Here is a 12,134-nt window from a genome sequence, read left to right as displayed (position 1 = left end):
CCCCGATATGGTGGGACGTGAAGGACTCGAACCTTCGACCAGCCGGTTAAAAGCCGGATGCTCTACCAACTGAGCTAACGTCCCGAAGAGTCTGTCACAGGCCCTGTGAGAGCCGGATGTGACAGGAAGCGCGCATTTTACCGGACTCACCGGGAATGGCAACCCCGTCCCCGGTGAGCCGCTCGGACGGCGTCAGATGGCGTCCAGTTTGCGCATGCTCCCGGGCAGCAGCCTGAAGTCCACCAGCGCGGTGACAAACGCCTTGGTGAAGCTGGCTTCATCCTCGTAGACCATTTTGTAATACTGGATCTTCATGGTCATGGCACTGCCGAGCACGATGCCACCGAAGGCCAGGAAGGAACCCAGGGCCAGGGTGGAGATACCGGTAATGCCCTGGCCGACGGTGCAACCCAGGGCCAGTACCCCGCCGATCCCCATCAGCGCCCCGCCGATAACGTGGTTGATGAAATCACGGAAGTTGACGAACCATTCGACGCGGAAACCCCGGGAGATGATCGCCCAGAAAAGGGATCCCAGGATCACGCCAAATACCGCCATCACGCCGAACGTCAGGTAACGGCTGGCAAAGCCCTCGGAGGCATAACCCAGCGTCTGGCCGACGGGATTAATGAAGGTATAGGACTGGGTCCCGACCGAACGCGGCGGCTGGCCCGATTCCATGAAGCTCCAGTTGTTGGGTTCGGCATAGCCCGACCAGGTGAAGGTCTCGCCGCCGACATCGATCACTGCAGCGTCTGTCACATACCAGGCCGCCAGGACTGCCAGGCCAACAACCGCGCCGCCCAGGATATTGTCAAAGCTCTTGCGAAAATCCGCGGACTTGAACAGAACCCAGGCCAGGAAGGCCACCAGCAACAGCCCGACCACGACGCGGGTGACGTCCGCCCCGGAACCAAAGACCCGGCCGAGCAGACTGCCCAGATCCTGCTGGGACGCCAGCGAGACGCTAGTCGGGTTGGTCCAGGGATAGAAGATCAGCGAATAGATAGTCTGATCGGAGCCCGGGAACGGGTTGAGCATAAAATAGGCACAGATAGCGATGGCCACGAAGACAATAATGGACTTGATGTTGCCGCCGCCGATCCGGATGAGAGTCTTGCTGCCGCAACCGCTGCCATAGGTCATGCCGATCCCGAACAAGACGCCGCCCAGGACATATTCAAGCCAGGCAAAGTTGCTGGCACGATATGGCGGTACAGTTTGATCGACGCTGATCAACCCGATCCCCTCGATAATCGCCACGCCTAGCATAGCCACGGCAATCGCCAGCACCCAGGACCGGAAACGGCCGCTGTCTCCCATGTTGACCATGTCGGAGACCGAGCCCATGGTGCAGAAATTGGTTTTATTGACGACCGCACCCATGACGAAGGCAACGGCAAAGCCCAGCCACAGAATCGTCCAGTGCGCATCAGCAAAGCTTTCGAATGTCATGATACAACCCCTCTGGAATTACGCATAATTATAGTCTCGCCCGCAGGGCGCCCAGGCCTGACCGGTACCTCCTCCGCACAAGTCCGACCAAATGGCGGCATTGTACGGACTTCCCCCAAAAGTGACCAGTTTCACAAGCCCGCACTTCACCACGGGTGCATTTTGCACCCTGGTAAGTGGATGATTTCTATAAGGTTCAGGAATGGTAGCGGGTCGGGTCCGGGATGCCGGCGTCCTCGAAGCCTGCCAGGCGCAAACGACAGGCATCACAGCGGCCACAGGCGCGGCATTGCGTGTCCGGGGCATAGCAGGACGTTGTCAGGCCGTAATCAACACCAAGACGCGTGCCCTCACGGATAATCGCCGCCTTGCTCAGGCGAATCAACGGCGCCTCGATCCGGATTGGCCGGCCCTCAACGCCGCGACGGGTGGCCAGATTGGCCAGTCGCTGGTAGGCGTCAATATATTCGGGACGACAATCGGGATAGCCGGAATAGTCGATCGCGTTAACCCCGATAAAGATCGCTTCGGCGTCCAGCACTTCGGCCCAGCCCAGTGCCAGGGATAAAAACACCGTATTGCGCGCCGGCACATAAGTGACCGGAATCCCGTCCTGAACGCCCTCCTCCGGCACATCGATGCTCGCATCGGTCAGTGCCGAACCACCCAGGTCGTCCATGTTCAACTGCATCAGCTTGTGCTCCACCACCCCGAGCGACCGGGCGACCTGCTGCGCCGCTTCCAGCTCGCATTTATGGCGCTGGCCGTAATCGAAACTGATGGCATAACAGGCATAGCCCTGCTCGCGAGCCATCGCCAGCGCCGTCGCCGAATCCAGCCCGCCCGACACCAATACCACCGCTTTATTCATCGGTTGCGCTTCCCATTGAGTCGCTCATTCAGATTGACGAAAAAGAATCCGCAAATGAACGCGAATTAACGCCAATAACAACATTGTTTAAAGTTAGCGTGCATTTGCGTTTATTTGCGGACTGATAATCAATATCGATCTTACACCCGTTATCGCCCCGGCTCGTCGCCCCACAGGAGTTTGTGCAGTTGTACTTGAAAACGCACGGGCAGCTGGTCCTGGAGGATCCAGTCGGCCAGTTCGGCGGGCCTGAGGGTCTCGAAGACCGGCGAGAACAACACTTCACAGCGCCCGGCCAGTTTATAGTGCTGCAGTTGTTCCACAGCCCAGTCGTAATCGGTTCTGTCGCCGATGACGAATTTCACCTGGTCCTGCGGATTCAGGCAGTCAATATTGGTATACAGATTTTTGTCCTGCTCGCCGGAAGACGGGGTTTTGAGATCCATCACCTTGATCACTCTCGGGTCCAGCTGGCAGACATCCAGGGCACCGGAGGTTTCCAGACTGACGCTGTAACCGTGATCGCACAGTTGCGTGAGCAGGGCCGGACAGTTTTTTTGCGCCAGGGGTTCACCGCCGGTGACGGTGACATGCCGGGTCTGGTAACGGCTCACCTCGGCCAGTATCGCCGCCACGCTGTACCATTGTCCGCCGCTGAAGGCATAGCTGGTATCGCAATAACCGCAGCGCAGGGGACAACCGGTCAGACGAATAAATACCGTCGGCAAGCCGACGCTGCGGGCCTCGCCTTGCAGGGAATAGAAAATCTCGGTGATACGCAGGCGATCGCCGGCAGCATTGACCGTATTCTGTGACATTTACCCGTCGCTCAGTTTGGCGCGGATTTTTTGCAACAGGTTACGGGCCTGGCTGGCTTCGGTGGTGCCGGGGTGACTGGCGATCAGCTTTTCGAGCACATCGCGCGCCGCTTTATAAGCTTCCAGCTGGTTGTGACTGTAGCCGATCTTGAGCATGGCTTCGGCTACCTTGGGACTGTCAGGATAACGCTCGATCAGATTCTGATAATGAACAATCGCCTGTTTGTAATTGCGTCGCGCGTAATTGGCCTCACCCAGCCAGTAACGGGCGATATGCGCGTAACGCCCGTCCGGATAGTTTTGCAGGAACTGGTCGAAGGCGTCGATGGCCTTGTCGTACTCCAGTTCCCGCAGCAGATTAAAGGCCTCCTGATAGGCTTCCTGCTCGCTCTTGTTGACCGACAGGGGTACCGTTTGGGACGGGGGTTCGGACTGGCGTTCCTGCGGAGTGACGCTGCCGGAGGCTGTCGGCTTGCCAGCTGTGCGTCTGCCCGAGGTTGAAGCCGATGGCTCCTGTCCGGGGGACTGAGCATCCTGTGTCTTTATGCCGGCACGTTCCAGTTGTAACAGGCGCCGATCGAGATCGATGTACAGCTCGCGCTGACGTTTTTTCAGATCTTCAATGGTATGCGCCTGCTCCTCGCTGAGGCCACGCAACTCGCGCACCTCGGCCTCCAGGCTGTTCAGACGCATCAGGATATCGGCCAGGCCCTGACTGTCGACCAGTCGCTCCAGCCGTTCCAGGCGCTGGTCAGTCGAGGGAGTGTCCTGCGCGGCAAGCCACGGCGCCGGCAGAGCCAGCGCCAGAAAAACGATCAGGGTACGAGACAGGCGACAAACCATATCAGTAGCCGGAGTAGAGTATTTCGACCCGACGATTGAGACGCCAGGCTGATTCGTTATGATCCAGCGCGACCGGGCGCTCCTCGCCGAAGCTGATTACCTGTATCTGGTCCGTTGCAACCCCCTGAACCTGGAGCAGTTGTTCCACGGCCTTGGCGCGGCGCTCGCCCAGTGCCAGATTGTATTCGCGGGTGCCACGTTCGTCGGCATGGCCTTCCAGCACCACACTGACATCGGGATTGCGGCTCAAAAATGCCGCGTGGGCATCGATGATCTCGCGTTGCTCCCCGGTCACATTGCTGCTGTCAAAATCAAAATAGAGTACCCGTTTGGAGAGCGGGCTGTCCGGATCATTCAACTCCTCCATCCGGGCACCGCTGCCCAGGTCACCGGAGAAACTGAGATCCCCGCCTTCCATGGTTTCCTGCTGGCTTTCTTCGCTGGTGGGATCGGTGACATCGGCACCACGATCCTTGACCGGGCCAAAGCGGCAACCGCCCAGCGCCAGCACAAACAGTGTCAGCACGAGATAGGTCAGAAACTGGCGCATTATTTTTCTCCTTTGACTCCCCGTTGTTATTCGGGCCGTAACGGTGACCAGGCCGGCTCGCGGACGTCACCCTGCTGCAGACTCAAGCGTTGCTGGGCACGCCCATCCACCGAAACAGCGGAGAGAATCCCCCGGTAATTCTCCTCGGTGGCGTAGATAATCATACTACCATTTGGGGCAAAGCTGGGCGACTCATCCAGGCGTGAATCGGTCAGCACGCGAAACAGGCCGCTCTCCTGATCCTGGACAGCGATGCGGAACTGGCCCTCCTGGCGATGGACCATGGCGATATAGCGCCCGTTCGGTGAAACCGAGGCGCGGGCGTTGTAGCTCCCCTCGAACGTGAGGCGCTCGGGGCGCCCGGTCGCATGCCGATTTTTATCCAGGGCCACCCGGTAAATCTGCGGTGAGCCCCCCCGATCCGAGGTAAACACCAGTCCCCGTCCATCGGGCAGCCAGGCCGCTTCGGTGTCGATGGCGTAATTGCGGGTGATACGCTCGAGGGTCCGGGTTTCGATATTCATCAGATAGATTTCCGGGTTACCGTCGCGGGATAAGGTCATGGCCAGATACTTGCCATCGGGCGACCAGGCCGGCGCACTGTTGAGCCCGTCGAACGCGGCCACCCGCTGGCGTTCGCCACTTCGGATGTTCTGGATATAAAGCTCAGAGCGTCCGCGGGCGAAGGAGACAAAGACCAGATGCCGCCCGTCCGGCGACCAGGCGGGGGACATAACCGGCTGGCGGGACTGATAGACAATCTGTTCGTTATGCCCGTCGGAATCGGCAATGGCCAGCTGATAGGTCGGCCGGTCGGTGCGATCACCGGTCACGGTAATATAGGCAATAAAGGTATCGAAGGCGCCGGGCTTGCCGGTGATTTCGGCGTAAATAATATCGCTGATCTGGTGCGCCGTGCGCCGCAATTCCGACTCGCTGGCCCGCAGACTGTAGCCGGCCAGCTGCCGCCGGCGATTCACATCCAGCAGCTGGAACTGCACGGTATAGTCGCCATCCTCGTGCGGCAGCATCCGACCCACCACCAGGTGATCGGTCTTGAGCGCCCGCCAGTCGGCGTAATTGACCTGGTCCGCGCGATGCGGCCGGGCGATCAGATCGGCTTCGGCCAGTGGCCGGAAGAATCCGCTACGGCGCAGATCGGCGGCGATAATGTCGCCGACCGCCGCCGGTGCCTCTCCTTCGCCCTCCCAGGCAAAGGGGACCACCGCGATCGGCATGGCATCATCCAGTCCCTGGGTAATCTCGATGGTCAGTACAGCCTGCGCCGGCAGGCTGGCAAGCAGCCATAACAGAGGCAACAGACAAAGGCGTTTTATCCACATCATCAGCGTTTATGCTTTGGTTCAAATGAAAATTTCAGTTCCCGGAACTCATCGAACAGTCCCGACTCCACATCCGGCACTGGCAGGGGTGAGGCCTTGCGCACCGCATCTTCGACCGAACGATCGAACGTGGCGTCGCCACTGCTGCGCACAATATCGACCCGGGCCACCTCGCCACCGGGTAACAATCTCACCATAATTTCACACCGCATGCTACTGTGGGCCGAGGCGGGAATCCGCCACACACGCGTGATGCGTTGCTTGATCTGGTTTTTATACTGATTGATCTCATCCTCGTGACCCGCCCGCTGTTCGCGCCGGGCCTGCGCCTCGGCTTCGGCCGCCAGCTTTTCCTGCAAGGCCTGTTCCGCCCGCTCCTGTTCCCGGCGTTGCTCGGCCTCGCGTTGCTGACGCGCCGCTTCCTCACGCCGGCGTTGTTCTTCCGCTTCACGCTGTCGACGGGCTTCGGCTTCGCGACGCTTTTTTGCTTCGGCCTCGCGCTGTTTTTTCAATTCGGCTTCGCGTTGCTTGCGGGCGGCCTCTTCGCGGCGTTGCTTTTCGGCCGCTTCACGCTGTTTTTTCAGCTCGGCCTGACGTTCGCGTTCCCGTTGCCGGGCCAGTTCCGCCTCGCGTTTTTGACGTTCGGCATCGCGGATGCGTTGTTCCCGTTCGGCCAGTTGCTGTTCGCTGACCGCTCTGGCTTCAATGACCTCGATCTCGGTTTGCTTGCCGGGGCTGGCCTCGTCCGATGGCCAGTCAATATTGATCATCAGAATCAGTATCAACAGCACATGTACCATGACGGCGGCCAGCGCCGCCAGCGGGTACGATTTGATGATTTGCCACATGATCAGCTATCAGCATCATCCGGTGAGCGGGTCACCAGTCCCAGATCCCGGACTCCGGACTCCTGCAGTAACGCCATCATCGCCACCACCTGACCGTAACGAGCCTCCCGGTCACCCTTGATATACACGGTTTTGTCGCTGCGTTGGGACAATACCGCCCTGACCCGTTGTACCAGCGTTTCACTATCCAGCGGTGTATCGGTCTGCTCGCCGAGATTGAGAAAGTAGTCCCCGGCACGATTCACCGACACCACCAGCGGTTCTTCCTCGGTCTCATCCAGGGTTTTCGCACTCGACTCGGGGAGACTGACTTCGACCCCCTGGCTCAGCAGGGGTGCCGTCACCATAAAGATAATCAACAGCACCAGCATGACATCAATGTAGGGCACCACATTGATCTCCGACATGCGTTTGCGCTTGACTCGCCCGCTGGTGACTTTCATGACTATTCCGTCGCGCTGCCGGTATGGGTTTGACGTTGCAGGATGCTGGAGAACTCTTCCGCGAAAATATCGTATTTGCTGATCAATCGTTCCACATCATTGGAATAACGGTTATAGGCAACCACGGCCGGAATTGCCGCAAACAGTCCCATCGCCGTGGCGATCAATGCTTCGGCAATCCCCGGGGCCACGGTGGCAATGGTAGCCTGCTTGACCGCGCCCAGTCCCATGAACGAATTCATAATGCCCCAGACAGTACCAAAAAGGCCGACATAGGGGCTGGTGGAGCCAACCGTCGCCAGAAAGGAGAGATGGTTTTCCAGGCGGTCGATCTCACGATTCAGAGCGACCCGCATGGCCCGCTGGGCGCCTTCAATCACGGCCATCGAATCCACATTGCGATTCTTGCGCAGCTGGGCAAACTCACGGAAGCCGGACTCAAAGATCAGCTCCATCCCTTCCAGCCGGGCCCGCCGACTGGAGAGTCGCTTGTACAGCTCGCCCAGATCCACGCCGGACCAGAAACGCCGTTCAAACTGATCGGCGGCCGCCCGTGCCCGTTTAATCACCGCGTATTTAAAAAAGATAAGTGTCCAGGAGAGTATCGAGACGACCAGCAATAACAGCATGACCAGCTGCACAACAAAGCTGGCTTCGAAAATCAGGTGGGTAATCGACATTTCCGGCAACGTGTATTTCCTCTATTTATTGTTATGGGCCTGGTAATGGACTTTGTTACGCCTGGAATACAGGTTTATGTCTCGCACAGACGTATTCGATACCCCCGACGACCCCGAACACACCGCACGATGTCTTCTGAATTGGCAGATATGTTCACGGACCGGCCATCAAACGACCAGTTTCCGTTGCAGCTCCTCCGGAATCGTGCGAGGCCTGAACGTTAGCGCATTCAGACTGGCGATTTTGACCTGGCCATCACACAACAGGACATTGTTCGCTTCCCGGCGGATGGCCTGCGTAAACGTCAGACTGGCCTTGCCGGCTTCCGTCACACTGGCACTGACGAGCAGCTTGTCGTTAAACCGGGCCGGCTGACGATAATCGAGCGTGACCCGGCGTACGGCAAATAGGACATTGTGTTGCGCAATGAGTTCATCCTGCTCGAATCCCAGCGTGCGCAGCCACTCGGTACGTGCCCGTTCCATGAACTTGAGGTAATTGGCGTAATACACCACCCCGCCGGCATCCGTATCTTCATAATAAACCCGCACCGGCCATAGGAACTCGTTCACGCTTCACAACCTCTATGTGTAATTAGCATCCCTGTCAGTTAAATCTGACGTTATCCGCAAATAAACGCAAATGAACGCGAATAAACAACAAATAAACAGACTAATTTAATTTGCGTTTATTCGCGTTCATTTGCGGACTAAGTTCCGGACCTTCTGATGTCTTTACTGGAATCATTCACAAATCGTTTGATTGATCGAACAGTTCCATAGAACTGGCCGCAGACTCGGGGGTCGGCGCGGGCAGGCCGAAGTGGAGATAGGCGTGGCGGGTCGCCATGCGCCCGCGCGGGGTACGCATCATAAAGCCCTGTTGAATCAGATAGGGTTCGAGCACATCCTCGATGGTGCCACGCTCCTCGCCGATGGCGGCCGCCAGGTTATCAATGCCCACCGGTCCGCCACTGAATTTCTCGATGATGGTCAGCAGCAGTTTGCGATCCATCATGTCAAAACCGTGGTTGTCCACATCCAGCATGTCCAGCGCCTCGTGAGCCACGGCGGCGCTGATACGCCCGTCCGACTTGACCTGGGCGTAGTCGCGCACACGGCGCAACAACCGGTTGGTAATCCGCGGTGTACCGCGGGAGCGACGGGCAATCTCCAGTGCGCCCTCATCCTCAATCTCTACTTCGAGAATCTGCGCGGAACGGCGCACGATACGCAGGAGATCTTCCGGGCTGTAAAATTCCAGCCGCTGCACGATGCCGAAGCGATCCCGCAGGGGCGAGGTCAGCAGACCGGCACGGGTAGTGGCACCAACCAGGGTAAAGGGCGGCAAATCCAGCTTGATGGAACGGGCCGCCGGCCCTTCGCCAATCATAATGTCGATCTGATAATCCTCCATGGCCGGATAGAGGATCTCCTCGACCACGGGACTCAGACGATGGATTTCATCCACAAACAGGACGTCGTGGGGTTCCAGATTGGTCAGCAATGCCGCCAGATCGCCGGGACGTTCCAGCACGGGCCCGGCGGAGTGCTTCATGTTCACCCCCAGCTCGTTGGCGATGATATGCGAGAGCGTGGTCTTGCCCAGCCCGGGGGGGCCAAAGATCAGCACATGGTCCAGCGATTCGCCGCGGTTGCGCGCCGCCTCAATGAAAATTCCCATCTGCTCGCGCACTACGGCCTGGCCCACGTAATCGGCCAGCCGGGCCGGCCGGATGGCCCGATCCAGGGCATCTTCGGCGCCCTGCTCATGGGCGGCAATCAGGCGATCGTTTTCAATCATCGAGTTTCAGGTGCCTGTTTTGAAATAATTATAATATCAACGACTTACCGCCGCTTTCAGGGCGGCGCGGATAATATCTTCACTGTTTCGCCCCTCGCTGTCCACCGACTGGACCATGCGACTGGCCTCCTGGGGCTTGTAGCCCAGGGCAATCAGGGCGCTGACCGCTTCCCGGTCGGCCTCCTGCGAACCGGCCGCCGGAGCGACACCGCCGGCCGGCGGCGTGGCCGCCAGCTCCTCGTCCTCCCAGTCGGCCAGGCGATCGCGCATTTCCATGATCAGCCGCTCGGCGGTCTTTTTCCCCACCCCGGGCAGCTGGACCAGGCTGCGGCTGTCGTTGTCGTGCACGCAGCGGGCAAATTCGCCGGCGCTCATGCCCGAGAGGATTGCCAGGGCCAGCTTGGCCCCCACGCCGTTGACCCGGATCAGACTGCGGAACAGGCGCCGTTCCTGTTCGCTCGCAAACCCGTACAGCTGCTGCGCATCCTCGCGTACCACCAGGTGGGTCTGCAGGGTCACCGGCTGATCAATCTCCGGCAACTGATAAAAGGTCGACATGGGCGCCTCGATCTCATACCCCACCCCGTGCACATCCACCAGCAACTGCGGCGGCTGCTTGCTGACCAGAATCCCCTGAATACGCCCAATCACCTGTTGGCTCCTGATTGAATTTTGCCTAACTGTACCATTTCTTGGGTTCTCTGGAATTAACGCGGAGTTCGCGGAGGCGCGGAGCCGCAGAGAAGATATGATGTTTGTCCCGGATCCGGGCAGAGAAAAATTGTCTCGGAATATGGGCTGCCACGGACCAATCCAGATTAATTTTACCTCCGCGTCTCCGCGCCTCTGCGTCCTCCGCGTTGTTTCCCAGAAACCTCGCTAACGGCGGCGCCGCAAGCGGCGCACGCCCGCCGGCAAGCGGGGCGATAATTGCTGCATGCTCTGGCGCAGATGGGCATGACACAGCGCGACGGCCAGGGCATCGGCGGCATCTTCCTGGGGGAGTTTGTTCAGGCCGAGCAGGTGCTGAACCATATGCTGGACCTGGGCCTTGGCGGCACTGCCCTTGCCGACGATGGCTTTTTTGATTTCCGTCGGGCTGTATTCGCTCATCGGCAGGGAGCGCAGCGCTACCGTGCTGATCGCCGCTCCCCGCGCCTGGCCCAGCTTGAGCGCGGAATCGGCATTGCGATGCATGAACACCTGCTCGACCGCCACCTCGTCGGGGCGATGCTCCTCGAGCAGGGCTTCGAGCCCCTGGCAAATGGTCTTGAGACGGGTATCCAGCGTGCCATCGGCGGTGCGTATACAGCCACTGCTGATCCACAGGGCGCGCGAACCCTGCATCTCGATAATGCCAAAACCGGTCAGTCGGGAACCGGGATCAATGCCCAGAATGCGCGTCATCCAAAAAGAGTACAGGATACGTAATCATAGATAAATCTGATTTTAGGTAGATTCTGCTATTGGTAACATTCAACAGAATCCGCTAATGAACGCGAATCAACGCAAAAAGATAAGTAATTATGTTCAGAAAGATTTGCGTGTATTGGCGTTCATTTGCGGACTTTTGAGCGGCCGCACCGGGCTTATTGGCCGAGCTGTTCGAGGACCTCGTCGGAGAAGTCGGCGTTGGTGTAGACGTTCTGCACATCGTCCTGGTCTTCGAGCATGTCCACCAGTTTCATTACCTGTTCGGCTTCTTCCAGAGGCAGATCCACATTGGTGGCGGCGCGCATGGTCACTTCCGCCATTTCCGGCTCCAGACCCGCTTCCTGCATGGCGCTTTTGACGTCGAGAAAATCTTCGGGGGCGGTCGTCACTTCGATACTGCCATCCTCGCTGGTGACCACATCCTCGGCGCCCGCCTCCAGCGCCGCTTCCATGATGGTGTCCTCATCACTGCCAGGAGGAAAACTCAGGGTGCCCAGTTTGGAAAACAGATAGGCGACCGAGCCGTCGGTACCGAGGTTGCCGCCGTTTTTGGTAAAGGCATGGCGTACCTCAGAGACGGTGCGGTTACGATTGTCAGTCAGGCAATCGGCCATGATCGCCACCCCGCCAGGGCCGTAACCTTCGTAGCGGACTTCCTCATAATTGGCCCCGTCCTGATCGCCACTGCCACGTTTAACCGCCCGCTCGATCGTGTCCTTGGTCATATTGGCCGAGAGGGCCTTGTCGATGGCCGTACGCAGGCGCGGGTTGGTTTCCGGATCGCCGCCCCCTTCCCGGGCCGAGACGGTAATCTCGCGAATCAGTTTGGTGAACAGCTTGCCGCGACGGGCATCCTGCGCGGCCTTGCGATGACGGATATTGGCCCATTTACTGTGTCCGGCCATGGGTACCTCGTGATGTTCCGTTAACTTTCGATAGCGGCGATCTTAACATTAATGTGTGCGGGGATCAGGGCCTAGGGCCAGTTGTCAGTTGGCAGTTGGCAGTTGGCAGTTGGCAGTTGGCAGTTGGCAGTTGGCAGTTG

14 protein-coding genes and 1 tRNA gene are annotated in these 12,134 nt (G+C 58.8%); all 15 read right to left on the bottom strand.

All coding sequences use genetic code 11. The features are described from left to right. Positions 1 to 8: 8 nt before the first annotated feature. A tRNA-Lys gene (locus RI563_RS10330) sits at positions 9 to 84 on the bottom strand. Between the two features lie 108 nt (positions 85 to 192). Beyond that, a complete protein-coding gene (locus RI563_RS10325; protein WP_310694300.1) occupies positions 193 to 1,455 on the bottom strand; it encodes a YeeE/YedE family protein in 1,263 nt (420 codons plus the stop codon). 196 nt (positions 1,456 to 1,651) lie between these two features. Next, a complete protein-coding gene (queC, locus tag RI563_RS10320) occupies positions 1,652 to 2,326 on the bottom strand; it encodes a 7-cyano-7-deazaguanine synthase QueC (protein ID WP_310694299.1) in 675 nt (224 codons plus the stop codon). A gap of 149 nt (positions 2,327 to 2,475) precedes the next feature. Beyond that, a complete protein-coding gene (gene queE, locus RI563_RS10315) occupies positions 2,476 to 3,144 on the bottom strand; it encodes a 7-carboxy-7-deazaguanine synthase QueE (RefSeq protein WP_310694298.1) in 669 nt (222 codons plus the stop codon). Next, positions 3,145 to 3,987: a tol-pal system protein YbgF gene (ybgF, locus tag RI563_RS10310; RefSeq protein WP_310694297.1), complete on the bottom strand. Its 843-nt coding sequence runs from the start codon at positions 3,985 to 3,987 to the stop codon at positions 3,145 to 3,147. It abuts the gene before it with no gap. Position 3,988: 1 nt separating this feature from the next. Then, complete coding sequence (gene pal, locus RI563_RS10305) at positions 3,989 to 4,537, bottom strand: peptidoglycan-associated lipoprotein Pal (protein WP_310694296.1); 549 nt, start codon at positions 4,535 to 4,537, stop codon at positions 3,989 to 3,991. 26 nt (positions 4,538 to 4,563) lie between these two features. Further along, the gene (tolB, locus tag RI563_RS10300; protein ID WP_310694295.1) at positions 4,564 to 5,883 is read right to left on the bottom strand and encodes a Tol-Pal system beta propeller repeat protein TolB; all 1,320 of its coding nucleotides are present in this window, start codon (positions 5,881 to 5,883) and stop codon (positions 4,564 to 4,566) included. Continuing rightward, positions 5,883 to 6,728, bottom strand: coding sequence for a cell envelope integrity protein TolA (gene tolA / locus RI563_RS10295; protein ID WP_310694294.1), 846 nt, complete (start codon positions 6,726 to 6,728; stop codon positions 5,883 to 5,885). Before tolA ends, tolB begins: the two co-directional genes overlap by 1 nt. 2 nt (positions 6,729 to 6,730) lie before the next feature. After that, entirely contained in the window at positions 6,731 to 7,171 is a 441-nt protein-coding gene (tolR, locus tag RI563_RS10290) for a protein TolR (RefSeq protein ID WP_310694293.1), read from the bottom strand. A 2-nt stretch (positions 7,172 to 7,173) separates the two neighbouring features. Further along, entirely contained in the window at positions 7,174 to 7,851 is a 678-nt protein-coding gene (tolQ, locus tag RI563_RS10285; RefSeq protein WP_310694292.1) for a protein TolQ, read from the bottom strand. A gap of 168 nt (positions 7,852 to 8,019) precedes the next feature. Then, entirely contained in the window at positions 8,020 to 8,424 is a 405-nt protein-coding gene (ybgC, locus tag RI563_RS10280; RefSeq protein ID WP_310694291.1) for a tol-pal system-associated acyl-CoA thioesterase, read from the bottom strand. Between the two features lie 175 nt (positions 8,425 to 8,599). Then, entirely contained in the window at positions 8,600 to 9,652 is a 1,053-nt protein-coding gene (ruvB, locus tag RI563_RS10275; RefSeq protein ID WP_317622881.1) for a Holliday junction branch migration DNA helicase RuvB, read from the bottom strand. A gap of 39 nt (positions 9,653 to 9,691) precedes the next feature. Further along, positions 9,692 to 10,306 (bottom strand): Holliday junction branch migration protein RuvA, encoded by a 615-nt coding sequence (gene ruvA / locus RI563_RS10270; protein WP_310694289.1) that lies wholly within the window; start codon positions 10,304 to 10,306, stop codon positions 9,692 to 9,694. A gap of 228 nt (positions 10,307 to 10,534) precedes the next feature. Next, on the bottom strand, positions 10,535 to 11,062 hold the full coding sequence (gene ruvC / locus RI563_RS10265; RefSeq protein WP_310694288.1) for a crossover junction endodeoxyribonuclease RuvC: 528 nt from the start codon (positions 11,060 to 11,062) through the stop codon (positions 10,535 to 10,537). Positions 11,063 to 11,244: 182 nt separating this feature from the next. After that, positions 11,245 to 11,994: a YebC/PmpR family DNA-binding transcriptional regulator gene (locus tag RI563_RS10260; RefSeq protein ID WP_310694287.1), complete on the bottom strand. Its 750-nt coding sequence runs from the start codon at positions 11,992 to 11,994 to the stop codon at positions 11,245 to 11,247. Positions 11,995 to 12,134: the final 140 nt, after the last annotated feature.

The sequence above is a fragment of the Thiohalophilus sp. genome (genome assembly GCF_031581315.1).
In the GTDB taxonomy this organism is placed as follows: Bacteria; Pseudomonadota; Gammaproteobacteria; order UBA6429; family Thiohalophilaceae; genus Thiohalophilus.
This window is presented reverse-complemented; position numbering and strand designations above follow the sequence as displayed.